The organism is Megasphaera micronuciformis F0359, assembly GCF_000165735.1.
Lineage (GTDB): Bacteria > Bacillota > Negativicutes > Veillonellales > Megasphaeraceae > Megasphaera > Megasphaera micronuciformis.
This window is the reverse complement of record NZ_GL538208.1, coordinates 787160-802985: the sequence shown is the minus strand read 5'-3', so window position 1 is coordinate 802985 and position 15826 is coordinate 787160. Positions and strand designations below refer to the sequence as shown.

General features: G+C 45.9%; 13 protein-coding genes. 11 read left to right on the top strand and 2 right to left on the bottom strand.

Going from position 1 to position 15826, the window contains the following annotated elements:
• Position 1: 1 nt before the first annotated feature.
• Together ruvX and HMPREF9429_RS07515 are read left to right on the top strand one after the other, a co-directional pair.
• A complete protein-coding gene (ruvX, locus tag HMPREF9429_RS07520; protein ID WP_006942835.1) occupies positions 2-418 on the top strand; it encodes a Holliday junction resolvase RuvX in 417 nt (138 codons plus the stop codon).
• Position 419: 1 nt separating this feature from the next.
• Positions 420-701 (top strand): DUF1292 domain-containing protein, encoded by a 282-nt coding sequence (locus tag HMPREF9429_RS07515; RefSeq protein WP_040774125.1) that lies wholly within the window; start codon positions 420-422, stop codon positions 699-701.
• 100 nt (positions 702-801) lie between these two features.
• On the opposite strand, the gene HMPREF9429_RS07510 is transcribed toward HMPREF9429_RS07515, so the two are convergent.
• Both HMPREF9429_RS07510 and HMPREF9429_RS07505 read right to left on the bottom strand, forming a co-directional pair.
• Positions 802-1185, bottom strand: a complete 384-nt coding sequence (locus HMPREF9429_RS07510) for a hypothetical protein (RefSeq protein ID WP_006942833.1) — start codon at positions 1183-1185, stop codon at positions 802-804.
• On the bottom strand, positions 1178-2089 hold the full coding sequence (locus HMPREF9429_RS07505; RefSeq protein ID WP_006942832.1) for a LysR substrate-binding domain-containing protein: 912 nt from the start codon (positions 2087-2089) through the stop codon (positions 1178-1180). Before HMPREF9429_RS07505 ends, HMPREF9429_RS07510 begins: the two co-directional genes overlap by 8 nt.
• Positions 2090-2524: 435 nt before the next feature.
• On the opposite strand from HMPREF9429_RS07505, the gene nifJ reads away from it, so the two are divergent.
• The 9 genes from nifJ to hisS all read left to right on the top strand — a co-directional run bounded on the left by nifJ (position 2525) and on the right by hisS (position 15826).
• Positions 2525-6043 (top strand): pyruvate:ferredoxin (flavodoxin) oxidoreductase, encoded by a 3519-nt coding sequence (gene nifJ, locus HMPREF9429_RS07500; RefSeq protein WP_006942831.1) that lies wholly within the window; start codon positions 2525-2527, stop codon positions 6041-6043.
• Positions 6044-6251: 208 nt separating this feature from the next.
• The gene (recJ, locus tag HMPREF9429_RS07495) at positions 6252-8228 is read left to right on the top strand and encodes a single-stranded-DNA-specific exonuclease RecJ (RefSeq protein WP_232216657.1); all 1977 of its coding nucleotides are present in this window, start codon (positions 6252-6254) and stop codon (positions 8226-8228) included.
• A gap of 12 nt (positions 8229-8240) precedes the next feature.
• Positions 8241-10439 carry a RelA/SpoT family protein gene (locus HMPREF9429_RS07490; protein ID WP_006942828.1) on the top strand — a complete coding sequence of 733 codons (2199 nt, stop codon included), beginning with the start codon at positions 8241-8243 and terminating at the stop codon, positions 10437-10439.
• A complete protein-coding gene (dtd, locus tag HMPREF9429_RS07485) occupies positions 10436-10885 on the top strand; it encodes a D-aminoacyl-tRNA deacylase (RefSeq protein ID WP_006942827.1) in 450 nt (149 codons plus the stop codon). Before HMPREF9429_RS07490 ends, dtd begins: the two co-directional genes overlap by 4 nt.
• A 13-nt stretch (positions 10886-10898) precedes the next feature.
• On the top strand, positions 10899-11534 hold the full coding sequence (locus HMPREF9429_RS07480; RefSeq protein ID WP_006942826.1) for an MBL fold metallo-hydrolase: 636 nt from the start codon (positions 10899-10901) through the stop codon (positions 11532-11534).
• A 1-nt stretch (position 11535) separates the two neighbouring features.
• On the top strand, positions 11536-12615 hold the full coding sequence (locus HMPREF9429_RS07475) for an AI-2E family transporter (RefSeq protein WP_040774121.1): 1080 nt from the start codon (positions 11536-11538) through the stop codon (positions 12613-12615).
• Positions 12602-13120: a Fur family transcriptional regulator gene (locus tag HMPREF9429_RS07470; RefSeq protein WP_006942824.1), complete on the top strand. Its 519-nt coding sequence runs from the start codon at positions 12602-12604 to the stop codon at positions 13118-13120. Before HMPREF9429_RS07475 ends, HMPREF9429_RS07470 begins: the two co-directional genes overlap by 14 nt.
• Complete coding sequence (hemZ, locus tag HMPREF9429_RS07465; protein WP_006942823.1) at positions 13113-14558, top strand: coproporphyrinogen dehydrogenase HemZ; 1446 nt, start codon at positions 13113-13115, stop codon at positions 14556-14558. The genes HMPREF9429_RS07470 and hemZ overlap by 8 nt, the downstream gene beginning before the upstream one ends.
• Before the next feature lie 2 nt (positions 14559-14560).
• Positions 14561-15826 (top strand): histidine--tRNA ligase, encoded by a 1266-nt coding sequence (hisS, locus tag HMPREF9429_RS07460; protein WP_006942822.1) that lies wholly within the window; start codon positions 14561-14563, stop codon positions 15824-15826.

Below are 15826 nucleotides of genomic sequence, written 5' to 3'. Positions count from 1 at the left end.
TATGCGAATTTTAGGACTGGATGTAGGCTCTAAAACAATCGGAGTGGCTTGCAGTGACGCCCTGTTGCTGACAGCTCAGGCCGTAGGCACACTGAAACGTCAATCGCGACGTAAAGATTGTCTGGCTCTTGCGGATATATGCAAGGAAAAAGAGGTGCATCGCATTGTTGTCGGAAAGCCTTCTCACATGAACGGTGATAAGAGTGCGAATACGGAAAAAATCGAGCAGTTTGTAGAGAAATTGAAGAAGACGGTACCGCAAACGGAAATCGTTTGGTGGGATGAACGATTGACGACGGTTATGGCGCAGCGGCAGTTGATGGAGGCCGGCGTGCGCAGAGAAAAGCGTAAGGCCGTTGTCGATACGATTGCAGCCGTATTCATATTGCAGAATTATTTAGATGCTCAAGGAGGATAACATGTCTGAAGAATTAATGGACGAATTCGAGTTGATCACCATTACGAGTGAAGACGGAACGGAAGAATTCTTTGCCGAAGCCGATTCTGTGGAATATGAAGGGAAAACCTTCATTCTTCTCGTACCCGTTACGGAAGAAGGAGAGCTTCGTGAAGAGGCGGATCCTATTCTGGCTCGGATCGAAGAAGAAGACGGAGAGGAAATTTTCGTATCTCCTACGGAAGCTGAATTTGATGCCGTCATTGCCGAGTTTGAAAAAGCATCGGCTGAAGAAGAGGAATAATTAATAAGCAAAGAGGGTCATACAGCTTAATGCTGTATGACCCTCTTTGCTTACAAAAAAGAGAACGGAAGCGGAGATTCCGTTCTCTTACATATGAACATTATTGACCTTGCCGTACATGTAATGAATTCTGAGGTGTTGTCGTACCGTCGAGTTTCCACGTATTTTCCAAAACCCTGAAGTTCAGAGATGACCATTGGCGTTGAATCGATGTAATCGTTGCATTAAGAGTATAAAGCATGTGGTTATGTTTATCATAGTCCCGTTCCGTCTGTGCTATACGTGTTTCCTGTGTTCTGACGGTAATAGTCAGTTCCATAATCTGCCATTGCAGGAAGAGAATATAAGCAGCTTCAAAAAGAATGAGGATAAAGGCTGTCAAGACGAAACGTCGAAGAAGTACGTCGTGCTTACCATCCCGGGCAGGGAACGTTTTTATAAAATCTTTCAATTCCGACGTCTTATCCGCAAATTTACTATACATTGGATGAAATGCGCGTTCTGTTTCGTACGAAATCAAGCCATAGTTGAGCCGCATGAGACAGATAATGACCGCGTTTCCAAATAACGTATAATACATGGAGTATTTTGGGCTCAACCAAGGGACGAACGACAACGGATTCGTAGACTCGCGGTGCCGATTCTTTAGTGGGGCAGAGGCGACTGGGTAAAAGTGCAATACCTAAATTGGCGACAACCGTTTGAATCATGAGATCTCGTTGACTCGTTTCAAAAACGATTTTCGGCTGAAAACCGATTTTCTTACAGTTCGTAATAATTTCGTCATGTAAGTTGAAATCGTCGCGATAGAGGACGAGCGATTCGTTAGCTAACTTTTTTAAAGGAATGGTTTTTTCCTTACTGAGCGGATTATCCCGGTGAATGATAACATTCATGGGGTCCTGGTCGAGGAAAAATGATTCAAAATCTTTTTCCTTCGGTTGTGTGCAAACGATACCGAGATCGATTAAACCTTCCTGCACGCTGATGCCGACCTTTTTAGAACCGTGTTCATATAAGTCAAGTTCAATTTGCGGATATTCCTGTTTAAAAGCACCCAACAGGTTGGCAAAGACGGGGGCACCCGTAATAGGAGGCAGACCGATAAGCACTGTTCCTTGTTCCAATTTGAATTCATTTTCGAAATCCGTTTTCAAATGCTCAAACATAAAAACAACCCGTTTGGCATGTGTCAAGAAGATTGCGCCCGCATCAGTCAGCTCGACAGCCTTGGCGTTACGCATAAAGAGAACTACGCCTAACTCGTCTTCCAATGCCTTAATAGTGCGGCTGATGGCTGATTGAGAAATATGTAAAGTCCGTGCTGCCTTGCTGAAGGATTTCTTATCGGCGACTTCAGTGAAATATTTCAAATGATGAAAATCCATCTCAACACCTCCTAGAGTGATAGGATACTAATCAAGTATACGTTTACAAATTTGCACTTTTTAATAGTAAAAACAGCAAGGTCGAGCTATTGAATTTCAAATTTGCAAAGCATATAATGAACGTGAAAAAGTTAGAAAAAACGTTCATGTACTGGTCGAAAACCGCATGAATATTGCCACTTCCGGGCACGTCCATATGTAGTAGTATTATTATTCAGTATATTACATGATCTGTCTGATGGCAATATTTTTTTGGCGGAATTCAGCACCTTCGCGGGCTTTATACAAAAAAAGTATTGCCGCGGCGTATATGTATATAATGTGTAATCTACACGTACATATGAGTGGACTGGACTGGTGGGTTTTTAACTTTGATTTCAATATATTCAATTATATATTGGTCTTTATTCAATAGTTAAAGGAGCGTGTTGTTTAATGAGTAAGTTCAAAACCATGGACGGTAATGAAGCAGCAGGTTGGATATCCTATGCATTTACGGAAGTAGCTGCTATTTACCCGATTACGCCGTCTTCGCCGATGGCTGAACATGTTGATGATTGGCAGGCACAGGGACTGAAAAATATTTTCGGTAACCCTGTAAAAGTTGTTGAAATGCAATCCGAAGCCGGTGCGGCAGGCGCATACCACGGCTCTTTACAGGCCGGTGCATTGACTACCACCTACACGGCCTCTCAAGGGTTCCTCTTGATGATTCCGACCATGTATAAAGTTGCCGGCGAATTGTTACCGGGCGTATTCCATGTTGCTGCTCGTGCCTTGGCTAATCACGCACTCAGCATTTTCGGTGACCATCAGGACGTTATGTCCGCTCGTGCGACAGGTTGCTGTCTTTTGGCGGAATCCAATGTTCAGGAAGTTATGGACCTTTCCGGTGTAGCTCACTTGGCAGCTTTGAAGGGATCCTTGCCGTTTATCAACTTCTTTGACGGTTTCCGCACGTCTCACGAAATTCAAAAAGTTGAAGTTATGGAATTCGACAAACTCCGTGATCTCGTTGATCAGGATGCTCTGAAACGTTTCCGTCAACGTGCACTCAATCCGGATAATCCGGAAATTCGCGGTACTGCCGAAAACCCGGATATTTACTTCCAGCATTGTGAAGCAAACAACAAGTTCTATGACGCAATGCCGGATATCGTAGCTGATTATATGGCTAAGATTTCCGAAATTACGGGCCGTACATACAAACCGTTTAATTATTACGGTGCAGAAGACGCTGAACGCGTTATCGTATCTATGGGTTCCTTGTCCGACGTTGTATACCAGGCAGTTAACTACTTGAACGGCAAAGGCGAAAAAGTCGGCGGTATTAACGTTCATCTCTATCGTCCGTTCTCTGCGAAACATTTACAGGCCGTATTGCCTAAGACGGTTAAGAAGATTGCCGTTATCGACCGTACAAAAGAACCGGGTGCTATGGGTGAACCCTTGTACCTTGATATCGTAAACTTCGCTAAGACGGTAGGCCTTGATGTAGACATTATCGGCGGTCGTGCAGGTCTCGGCTCGAAGGACGTTCTTCCGGAAGATATTCTCCCCGTATTCGAAGAACTCCAGAAAGATCATCCGATGCACGGTTTCACTATCGGTATCGTTGATGACGTTACGAATCTTTCCTTGCCGCGTGCCGACAAAATGCCTTTGGATACGACCGGTCTTACGGCTTGCAAATTCTGGGGCTTCGGTTCCGACGGTACAGTCGGTGCCAATAAATCGGCTATCAAGATTATCGGTGACCATACGGACTTGTATGCACAGGCGTACTTTGCTTATGATTCCAAGAAATCCGGCGGCGTAACGGTATCTCACTTGCGTTTCGGTACGAAACCTATCGATATGCCGTACTTGATTGATGCGGCGGACTATATTGCTTGTCACCGTCAATCTTATGTAAAACGTTTTGATTTGCTTCGCGGCATTAAAGACGGCGGTACGTTTATGCTTAACTGTACCTGGTCTGATGAAGAACTGGATCATCAACTGCCGGCACGCATTAAACGTGCGATTGCTAAACACCATGTAAAATTCTACACCTTGAACGGTGATGCTATCGGTCAGAAACTCGGCCTCGGCACACGTATCAACATGGTAATGCAGGCTGCTTTCTTCGCACTTGCAAAAGTTATCCCCTTGGATGACGCTGTTAAGTACCTGAAAGACTCCATTGTCAAGTCTTACGGCAAGAAGGGTCAGAAGGTTGTTGACATGAACTGGGCTGCTGTTGATGCAGGTGTCGGTGAATTCCATGAAGTAAATTACCCCGCATCTTGGGCTGATGCTGTAGACGAAAAAGTGGAAGGCCGTCCGACAACGGAATATTTCGAAAACGTGGCAACTCCGATTCTCGGTCAGATCGGCGACGATTTGAAGGTATCGGACTTCATTGGCCGCGAAGACGGCACGATGCCTGCAGGTACGTCCAAGTTCGAAAAAGCAGGCCCGGCATTGTATGTTCCTTCCTGGGATGCTGAAAAATGTATCGGTTGCGTACAGTGTTCCTTCGTCTGCCCGCATGCTACGATTCGCCCCGTTTTGACGACGGAAGAAGAACGTGCAAAAGCTCCGGCAGGTTTCGTTACGGCACCTAAAGCTAAATCCGGTAAGGAATACGGCTTTACGATCGTAGTTGACCAACTCGACTGCCTCGAATGCGGTAGCTGTGCAAATGTCTGCCCGGCTAAGGCATTGACAATGGTTCCGAATACGGAAGAAGAACGTGCCAAGATGGACCTCTGGTATTATGGTACGGAAGAAGTGGCACCGAAAGCAAATCCGCAGAACAAGAAATCGGTTATCGGTTCGCAGTTTGAACAACCTCTCTTCGAATTCTCCGGTGCTTGTGCCGGTTGCGGCGAAACTCCGTATGTTAAATTGACGACACAGCTCTTCGGTGATCGCATGATGATTGCCAATGCAACAGGTTGTTCCTCCATTTACGGCGGTTCCGCTCCGGTTGCTCCGTATACGACAGATGCAAAGGGTCACGGTCCCGCATGGGCAAACAGCCTCTTTGAAGATGCTGCCGAATACGGCTTCGGTATGTTCGTAGGTGTTGATAAGGTTCGCAGAGACTTACTTGCAAAAGTAGAAAATGCCAAAGCCGTTGCATCGCCCGAACTTCAGGCGGCATTAAGCGATTGGGCTGCCAACTTTGCTGAAGGCGAAGGCACACGTGAACGTGCCGATAAAGTAACGGCACTTCTTGAAAAAGAAGCTGCAGGCAAGCCGGTTCTCGAAGCATTCCTCGACAACAAACAATATCTTGTAAAACGTTCGCACTGGATCTTCGGTGGTGACGGCTGGTCCTACGATATCGGTTTCGGCGGTGTAGACCATGTCCTCGCACAGGATCAGGATGTCAATATCCTCATCCTTGATACGGAAGTTTATTCCAATACGGGCGGTCAGTCTTCCAAGGCTACGCCGACAGCTGCTATTGCGCAGTTCGCCGCTTCCGGTAAACGTACGAAGAAAAAGGATCTCGGCATGATGATGATGTCTTACGGTTATGTATACGTAGCACAGGTTGCTATGGGTGCCGATAAGAATCAGCTCGTAAAGGCTATGACCGAAGCTGAAGCTTACCATGGTCCGTCCGTAATCATCGCATATTGCCCGTGCATTAACCACGGTATTCGTAAGGGTATGGGCAAGAGCCAGGAAGAAGAAAAATTGGCAGTTGCATGCGGTTACTGGGATATGTATCGCTACAACCCGGAACTCAAAGAACAGGGTAAGAATCCGTTCAGCCTTGATTCTAAGGAACCGGATTACAGCAAGTTCCAGGAATTCCTTGACGGCGAAGTTCGTTATGCGTCCTTGGCAAAAGGATTCCCCGAATTGGCACAGTCCCTCTATGAAAAGACCGTTGCGGATGCGCGTGCTCGTCGTGAATCCTATGTCCGTTTACAAGCGGGATTTGAAGCTAAATAATAGACTCGACAGAGTTAAACTTAACAACCGTCTCTCATTACGAGAGGCGGTTGTTTTTTTCTATTGTCAAAAAGATAGTAAGGATGTAAATACGCTATGGTAAATTATAGTTTTCTCAAAAAAGAGCTTTATTTGAGAATGAAAATGTGCTAGAATGAATTAACTAATTGATAGCTGTTATTTATTTCTTTAGCAGGCATATATGGACATGCGTTGGATATATGCCGAACCGTCACAGAAAACGGTGCGGCAATTACAAGAACAACTTCACATTTCAAGCTTATTGGCCCGTACACTTGTCAATCGGGGAATCACCGATTCGACAGATGCCAAGCATTTTTTGTATGATAGTATGTCGTCATTATACGATCCTTTTCTTATGAAAGATGTTCGTAAAGGAGCTGAACGTATTCTCACGGCTATTGAACGAGGCGAGCGAATCGTCGTGTACGGAGATTATGATGTAGACGGAATTACATCAACAGCCTTAGTGTACCGTTCTCTTTGTGATTTAGGTGCCGATCCGGCATTTTACATTCCTGAACGGCAGTCTGAGGGATATGGCTTGAACCGGGATGCATTGGAAGAGTTGGTGCGCGACAAAACCGAGGTGATTATTACAGTCGACTGCGGTATTTCTTCAGCTAAGCTGGTCAAGGAATTCAATACGCAGACAGATATTATCATTACGGATCATCACGAACCGTCGGAACATATTCCTGAAGGATATGCCGTCATTAATCCGAAGCAGAAAGACTGCATGTATCCTTATAAGGAATTAGCGGGAGTGGGGGTAGCTTATACGCTGTGCCGTGCCTTAAGAATGCTGGCCGGCAAGACAGATGGTGAGAAATATACATCTCTGGTTGCGTTGGGCACCGTGGCGGATCTGGTACCGTTGACGGGAGAAAACAGAATCTTAGTGGCTGACGGATTGTCACGTATAGCCGAAGGTGATAATTGCGGAATTCAAGCTTTAATAAAAACAGCGGGATTGGATGCGACGAAAATTTCGGCAGGAAATATCGCTTTTTCCGTTGCGCCTCGGTTAAATGCTGCCGGGCGTATCAGCCATGCCGAAAAGGGGGTCTTTCTTCTCTTGGAGAAAGACTCTGATAAGGCAAAAGAAACAGCTGAAGAACTGCATGATTTAAATACACAGCGACAGGAAATTGAGTGGGCTATTACAACGGCAGCCATAGACGAGGTGGAAAATGAAGGATATGAAGACGACCATGTACTTGTTGTTGCCGGTGACGGTTGGCATAGCGGAGTTATCGGTATAGCCGCATCCCGTTTAATTGAAAAGTACTATAAACCGTCTCTGGTCATATCCCTTAAAGACGGTGTGGGTAAAGGGTCATGTCGGAGTATTACCGGTTTTAATATGTATGAAGCCTTGAATTCGTGTAAAGAACTTCTCATTCAGTTCGGAGGACATGCCATGGCTGCCGGCTTTTCCGTTGCCCAGGAGAATATTGACGCTTTGCGAGAACAGCTGAACGAATATGCGTTACGGCATTTGACGGAGAAAGACTATATTCCCGTATTGAATGTAGATTCCGTGGTGGCAGGTGAGGACATAACGGTCGATACGGTCCACGAATTGAGCCTCCTTGAACCTTACGGTATGGGAAACACTCGGCCTCTCTTCGTTTTAAAAAATGCACTCCTTTACGATATTAAGGAAATAGGCAGACAGAAGACGCATTTGCGGATTGTTGCTGAAAGTGAAGACGGTTGTCGCTTAAGCGGTGTAGGCTGGTCGATGGCTGATAAGGCGGACTATATATTACGGAATGATGAAGTGGACCTGGCCTTTCAGCCGGAACTCAATACGTATCACGATCGGACTACGGCCCAACTTGTATTGCGTGATATGCGCTTAACCCATGAATACAAGCCGACCCTTACGAGAAACGATATGGTGGACATATATAAGGTTTTAAAGACCTATGTAGGGGAAGGCCGTCGTACTGTCAGTGACACAAGACGGTATATGCTTGATGCCGTGACATTGATAGACGGACATGATGTACTGACGGCCCTACAGGTTTTTAAGGAACTGGGGATACTGGTTACTGCATCTGATGATGAAGATATATATTATGAAATGCCCGCTCAGGGAAGTAAATTATCTTTAAACGATTCGCCCACATTCAGGGCGGTCGGCTCGGGTTTATAAGGAGGCAGAAAGATGGAAATTTCGAAAAAGGAAGAAGCCTATAATCGCCTCATAGAAATAATTAAGTCATATCAGCCCGATGAAACTTGCGAAAATATTCGCAAAGCATACGAATTGGCCGATGAGGCACATAAGGAACAAAAGAGGGTTAACGGGGATCCGTATATCCTTCATCCCTTAGCTGTAGCGGAAATTCTGGCTGATATGGAAATCGATACGACGACGATTACGGCATCTTTGTTACATGATGTCGTAGAAGACACGGAGTATATGCTGGAGGATATTGAACGGATCTTCGGTAAGGAAGTGGCCTTTCTTGTTGACGGCGTTACCAAGTTAAACCGTTTGGACTATCGTACCAAAGAGGACCAGCAGGTTAACAGTATGCGTAAAATGTTCTTGGCCATGGCTAAAGACATTCGTGTCGTCGTTATTAAGCTGGCAGACAGACTGCATAATATGCGAACCTTAAAGTACATGCGTAGTGAAAAACAGAAGCGCATTGCTCAAGAAACATTGGAAATTTATGCTCCGTTGGCACATCGCTTAGGGATTTTCAATATTAAGTGGGAACTGGAAGATTTGTCTTTCCGCTATATGGAGCCTGACAAGTATTACGACTTGGTAGATCAAATGAAAGAAAAACGGAAGGTTCGCGAAGAAATTGTCAATGAAGCTATTGATGTACTGAAAAAGACGCTGACCGAATCGTCCATCAGCTTTGAAATAAACGGAAGGCCCAAGCATTTTTACAGTATTTATAAAAAAATGAAGAAAGACAATCGCGATTTGAGTCAAATTTACGATCTTTACGCCATTCGCGTTATTGTCGATACAGTTCAGGATTGTTACGGTGTTCTTGGTATTGTCCACAGTTTGTGGAAACCTCTGCCTTATCGGTTTAAGGATTATATTGCCATGCCGAAGCCGAATAATTATCAATCTCTTCATACGACGGTTATCGGTACGCGCGGACAGCCTGTCGAAATTCAAATTCGTACATGGGATATGCACCATATTGCCGAATACGGGGTAGCCGCTCATTGGCGGTATAAGGAAGGCAGAGCCTCGCAAAAGGCGACAGGTTTTGATGAAAAGATGGGGTGGCTGAGGAATATGTTGGAATGGCAGGATACGAGCAACCCTCAAGAGTTTGTAAATGCCCTTAAACTGGACGCCTTTTCCGATGAAGTATTTGTATTTACGCCGCGCGGTGATGTTATCGATTTACCGCAGGGAGCTATTCCCATTGATTTTGCATACCGCATTCATACGGATGTAGGCCACCGGTGTGTAGGGGCCAAGGTTAACGGAAAAATAGTGCCTTTGGACTATGCCTTGAAGAACGGTGACATTGTCGAGGTTATTACCTCTAAAACCGGCAAGCCGAGTTTGGACTGGTTGAAGATTGTAGGCAGTTCGGAAAGTCGCTCGAAAATACGGAACTGGTTTAAAAAGGAAAACAGAGAAGAAAATATCGAAAAAGGATCAGCCGCTTTGGAAAAGGAATGCAAGCGCCTCGGTCATGATTGGAAGCTGGTAAGTCATTCGGGTCGTATAGCCAAGGTCGCCAAGCAGATGAATGCCGGTACGGAAGATGATTTACTGGCTGCTGTCGGTTACGGCGGGTTTGCCGTCAATACGGTTCTTATTAAGCTCTTGGAACTGCATAAAGAATTGGATAGAGTTGATGACGAGCAGAATGAAAAATCGCTTATTGAAAAGCTCAAACCTCGTAAAGCATCGGGACACAATCATTCGGGGGTTCTCGTAAAAGGCGAGTCGGGACTGCTCGTGCGGTTATCAAAATGTTGCAGCCCTGTTCCGGGAGATCCGATTATCGGCTTTGTTACCAGAGGCAGAGGGGTTTCCGTCCATCGGGCGGATTGTCCTAATGTGCGCCTTGATGAAGACGTGGACCGACTGATTGATGTGGAATGGGATTACGGCATGTCCGAGTCTTTCGAGGTAAATATGGAAATTTCGGCCTATGACAGGACCGGCATGATAGCCGATATTATGGCTGCTTTGGCAGAGATGAAGATTTCTATTACGTCCATTAACGCTAAGGTATCGGAAACAAAGAGTGTAACCATTCACTTGGGCATCAGTATTAAGGACTTAGCCCAATTCGAATTTGTTGCTACGAAAATTCGTCGTTTGAAGGATGTATATAAAGTGCAGCGTTTTACGGGAGGCAGTCAGTCATGAGAGCGGTTATACAACGGACAATACGTTCTTCCGTGACATCGGAAGGAACGGAAACGGGACGCATCGGTGCAGGACTGACGGTTCTTCTGGGGGTAGGCCGGGACGATGACGAAAAAGATGTTGTTTACACGGCGGATAAAATATTGAATCTTCGCATTTTTGAAGATGAAGAAGGTAAGATGAATCAGTCTCTCTTACAAAAGGGCGGTGAAATGTTGGTCGTTTCCCAATTTACCCTGTACGGAGATGCACGTCACGGACGCAGACCGAGTTTTACGGCAGCGGCGCCTCCGGATTTGGCGAACCGGTTATATGAAGAGTTTGTACAGTACGTGGAAAAACAGGGTGTTCGTGTGGCGACGGGAGTTTTTCAGACGGAAATGGTCGTCTCTTTGGATAACCACGGTCCCGTTACGATTTTGTTAGACAGTAAGAAAGAATTTTAGGAGGCGAACGCTTATGGCCATACAGTATAAGACCCTTCCGCTCGGCCCGTTGGAGACCAATTGTTATATTGTCTATGACGATGTTGAAAAAGAGGCGTTTTTAATTGACCCGGCATGGGATTATGAGCAAATTGATAAGGCTCTTGACGTTCTCGGGGTGACTCTCAGGTTCGTGTTCTTAACGCACGGACATGCCGATCACATCGGTGCGTTACAGGAAGTGAGAAATCATAAGGACGTGCCCGTGTATATCGGTAAGGGTGATGTGGATCTCATTGCAAACTCACGTAACAATTTATCTATGTTCCTGGGTAAGGAAATCGTTATCACGTCGCCTGAACACATTGTTACGGACGGAGAAGTTATAAACTTTGCGGGTGTACCTTTTAAAGTAATCGAAACGCCCGGACATACCCCCGGCGGCCTTTGCCTGTACGGTGCGGGACTCTTGTTCGCCGGAGATACGCTGTTTCGTTGCTCAGTGGGAAGAACCGATTTTTACGGCGGTGATTCTCATGTTTTAGTTAGCAGTATTGAAGAAAAATTAATGAAATTACCTGATGACACGGTAGTGCTTCCCGGTCACGGGCCGGCTACGGATATAGGGTATGAACGGAGAAATAATCCGTTCCTCGGCGGAGGCTGGTAAGGTGTCTAATAATAAAACGATTGAATTCAGGTTGCGCGTCGTTCTCATGATTTTGGGTGTGTGCCTGTTTTTAGCAGTAAAGGAAATTTATTGGCCCGTTATTGTATCATTGATTATTACCTTTATTTTGACGCCCCTTAGGGATGGGATTCAAAAAGGACTGGTGCGGCTCTTTAGAAGACAGGTGCCGATTGATATTTCAATTTTGCTGTCATTTGTTGTTTTGATTGCAGTCATTGCCGTCATGACAAACAGCATTTTGAAACCCTTAATCGGTCAGTTAAACCTGCTGGCCAATAACTTCAGTACCATTGTCAGTCAGACGTATGAGCTTGTAGTTCAACTTGAAAGCGATCAGGCACCTATTTATATTCCCGATCAGGTCAAGGCAATTGTTAATGAAGCCTTTATTAAAGTCAGTAACTACGGCATTGACGGCATTTCAAATCTGGTTAAATCGGTCTTTGCCATTGCCGGTACAGTCGTAGAGTTTTTTGTCGTTCCCTTTATAACCTTTTATTTTTTGAAGGACGGGGAACGGATGATGAACGCCTTTGTCAATCTGTATCCGTCCGACTATAGGCTTCATTTACGCTCGTATTTCGAAGAACTGAGCCTTGTTTTGAGTCGCTATATTCGCGGGCAGCTTCTTATGAGTTGCATTATAGCCTGCCTGACCTTTACGGGGATGTGGATTATGGGGGTTCCCTATCCTTTGGTCATTGCTCTCTTAGCGGCCATTACGGAGTGGATTCCCGTTATCGGGCCCATTGTCGGGGCCATACCGGCTATCCTGCTCGGTGCGACTATCAGTCCGTCCCTGGCTTTGAAAGTTCTCATTTTTTACGCTGTGGTTCAGCAAATAGACGGGCATCTGATTATGCCTCAGGTCATGGGGAAGGTTATCAGCATCCACCCTGTGGTTATCGTCATTGCCCTTTTAATAGGCGGCACCCTTTTCGGTGTAGCCGGTATGATTTTGACAGTGCCTCTTGTAGCCGTATTGCAAACGACGGCACGGCACTTATGGTTTTTCAGTTCTTATAGAGAAAGGATGTCAAAGAACGATGGAAAAGACTAAAGATGATGTAATGGAATTGATGATGAAACGCATGAAAGATAAGATTAAGGACCAGAAATATAAGATGACGTCTCAGCGTCAAGTGGTCTTGCGAGCTTTTGTGGAAAGCACGGCTCGTCATTTAAGTGCTGAAGACGTTTTTGAACTGGTTAAACAGACGGCCCCCGATATCGGGTTGGCGACTGTATACAGAACTCTTGATCTGTTTACGCAAATGGACTTGTTGAAAAAATTGGATTTTGATGACGGTTGTAGTCGTTATGAGTTGAATGATTGTGAAGAAGACGGTCATTTCCACCATCATCTCATTTGCCTTGACTGCGGTAAGGTGTGGGAATGCAAGGACGATTTATTGGAAACATTGGAAACGATTTTGGAAAAGAGATTGCATTTCCATACGGTAGATCACCAATTAAAAGTGTACGGCTATTGCGAAGAATGTGAAGCGAAACGTAAGGCTGCCGGTTTAGACAACGGCTTTCCGCAGGAAACGGATCGTGACTAAAAAAGCGGCCGCATATGTATATACGGGACCTGACGACTGGCATGGCTTTGTCGGTCAGGTCCTTGCTTCATTAGGATATGTTTATGATAGAGAAGGTAAGGACGCGGCTGTTCGTCTTGCAAGTCGGAAAAAAGGCTTGATTTTGGACGGATATTTTACGGATTCGAACGGACAGGCTCGTAATTTCGGGCCCTACGTCGTTACTACCAAGAAGGAAGTAAAGAACTATCTGCTCGAGGCTTGCCGCACCTTGACAAAGAGACCGCCTTCACCGTGGGGGAAACTTACGGGTGTTCGCCCTTTAAAACTCGTTCATACTCTTTTTGACGAAGGTCTGTCGCCTGAAGGAGTACGACATCGGCTAGGTAAAGAATTCGATGTAGCGGACAGAACGGCGGATTTGTTGGTGCAGGTGGCAGTGACACAGCGACCTTATGTTGTACAACATGAGACTCGAGATGCGGCTTTATACGTAGGTATTCCGTATTGTGCCAGTCATTGTCTGTATTGTTCCTTTCCGTCGCGTCTTGTGGGAAATGAGAAAGCGGAGCGGTTACTGGATTTTACGAATAAGCTTATCGAGGATATACAGGATGTACAGCGCTTGTGTAGTGATACGGGGATTCGTATAGACAGCATTTATGTAGGCGGCGGGACACCGACTTCTTTGTCTGTAGAAGCTGTCGAACGCATTATGAGTGCTTTGCAGCCCCTGGCAGGAGCTTGTCGGGAATGGACGGTGGAAGCGGGGCGCCCCGATACCATGACCGAAGAGAAGGCGAGAATACTGAGAGCTTACGGTGTCGACCGCATCAGTATTAATCCGCAGACAATGCAACAACACTTGCTGGATGCACTCGGTCGTCGTCATACGGTGAGAGACATATACCGTATGTTCGATTATTGCCGTGACGCCGGCTTTAGTGTCATTAATACGGATTTTATTGCCGGTCTGCCCGGACAAACGGTAGAAGACATGCGGCAGAACCTGGAAGCCGTTTGCCAATTGGCCCCGGAAAATGTTACAATTCATACGTTAGCATTAAAAAAGGGGGCACCTTTGTTTCGCCATACTTTACGGGAGGAAATACCGCCTGTACAGGTTGTGGAAGAGATGGTAACATCGGCTGAAGAATCACTTTGTCGACAAGGATATGCTCCGTATTATTTGTATCGTCAGCAGTATATGGCGGCGGAGTTCGCCAATATCGGATATGCTAAGGACGGGACTATAAGTCGCTATAATATCGAGATGATGGAAGAACGACAAACCGTGTTGGGCGTCGGCCCGGGGAGTGCCACGAAGTTTATCGTGCCTCATAGAAAGATGGAAAAAATGTATATGCCTAAAGATATAGGGCAGTATACGGAAGCCTTGACAGAGCGGATGAAGCGACGTCGTCTTTTATGTGCTTCCGTATATGAAGGAGTGAATTGATAATGGCCATTACGGCACCGCGAGGAACTCAGGATTTTTTGCCCGAACAAACGGGAGACTGGCAGAAACTTGAAGAGAAAATCAGAAGTATATGCCGGATTTACGGGTTCGGCGAAGTGCGTACCCCCATATTCGAGAGTACGGAATTATTTTTAAGGGGTATCGGTGAAACGACGGACGTCGTTACGAAAGAAATGTATACTTTTGAAGACCGAGGCGGTCGGAGTATGACGCTCAGACCGGAAAATACGGCTTCTGTCGTCCGTGCTTATTTGGAACATAAACTTTACGGGGAGCAGAAGGTCCATAAGTTTTATTACATGGGACCCATGTTTCGACATGACCGTCCGCAAGCCGGTCGGTATCGTCAGTTTAACCAGTTCGGCGTAGAGGAGATAGGCTCTCAGGATCCGGCAGTAGATGCGGAAATCATTGCCATGGCCTTCCAACTCTTCCGTGAATTGGGTCTTAATGATTTGGTACTTCATTTGAATTCCGTCGGTTGCCCTAAGTGTCGTCCCGTGTACAGACAAAAACTTATCGAGTTTTTTGACGGTAAGAGGGATGAATTGTGTGACGACTGTAAGTCGCGATTGGATAAGAATCCCTTGCGCGTACTGGACTGTAAAGAAGACGGCGAACGCATGTTGTCTGAAGGGGTTCCCCTTATTACGGACTATTTATGTGAAGAATGTGCCGAACATTTTGAGAAGGTCCAGTCCTATTTGACGGGAATCGGTATTTCCTTTGAAAAGGACCCCCGACTGGTGCGCGGCCTTGATTATTATACGAAGACGGCCTTTGAAATCATGTACGCTCCCTTAGGGGCGCAAAGTACCGTGTGCGGAGGCGGGCGGTATGACGGACTGATTGAAGAAATCGGTGGCCCGTCCGTACCGGGGATCGGTTTTGCCGTCGGTATGGAACGGCTGTTGCTGACCTTAAAGGAACAAGGACTGTTGCCTCCCGTTGAAGAGCTTCGTCCCGCCTATATCGTTGCCTTAGGCGATGAGGCGAGAAAAGAGGCCTTTATCTTGCAACAAGCTTTGCGTGCCAAGAGTTTGTATGCCGAAATCGATACGAACGGACGCAGTATGAAGGGACAAATGAAGGCGGCCAACAAGATAAATGCCGATTTTACAGTAATTATAGGCGAAGACGAGTTGGCACAGGGACAGGCACAAATTCGCAATATGGAGACGAAAGAGCAGGAAACGGTAGCCCTCGGCGACGTTGTTGAATATATAGAAAGCAAGAAGAAGGGATGA

Bases quoted from the DNA above. Each gene is read 5' to 3' on its own strand.
- ruvX (WP_006942835.1), top strand. From the start codon at position 2: ATGCGAATTTTAGGACTGGATGTAGGCTCTAAAACAATCGGAGTGGCT.
- HMPREF9429_RS07515 (WP_040774125.1), top strand. From the start codon at position 420: ATGTCTGAAGAATTAATGGACGAATTCGAGTTGATCACCATTACGAGT.
- HMPREF9429_RS07510 (WP_006942833.1), bottom strand. From the start codon at position 1,185: ATGTATAGTAAATTTGCGGATAAGACGTCGGAATTGAAAGATTTTATA.
- HMPREF9429_RS07505 (WP_006942832.1), bottom strand. From the start codon at position 2,089: ATGGATTTTCATCATTTGAAATATTTCACTGAAGTCGCCGATAAGAAA.
- nifJ (WP_006942831.1), top strand. From the start codon at position 2,525: ATGAGTAAGTTCAAAACCATGGACGGTAATGAAGCAGCAGGTTGGATA.
- recJ (WP_232216657.1), top strand. From the start codon at position 6,252: ATGCGTTGGATATATGCCGAACCGTCACAGAAAACGGTGCGGCAATTA.
- HMPREF9429_RS07490 (WP_006942828.1), top strand. From the start codon at position 8,241: ATGGAAATTTCGAAAAAGGAAGAAGCCTATAATCGCCTCATAGAAATA.
- dtd (WP_006942827.1), top strand. From the start codon at position 10,436: ATGAGAGCGGTTATACAACGGACAATACGTTCTTCCGTGACATCGGAA.
- HMPREF9429_RS07480 (WP_006942826.1), top strand. From the start codon at position 10,899: ATGGCCATACAGTATAAGACCCTTCCGCTCGGCCCGTTGGAGACCAAT.
- HMPREF9429_RS07470 (WP_006942824.1), top strand. From the start codon at position 12,602: ATGGAAAAGACTAAAGATGATGTAATGGAATTGATGATGAAACGCATG.
- hisS (WP_006942822.1), top strand. From the start codon at position 14,561: ATGGCCATTACGGCACCGCGAGGAACTCAGGATTTTTTGCCCGAACAA.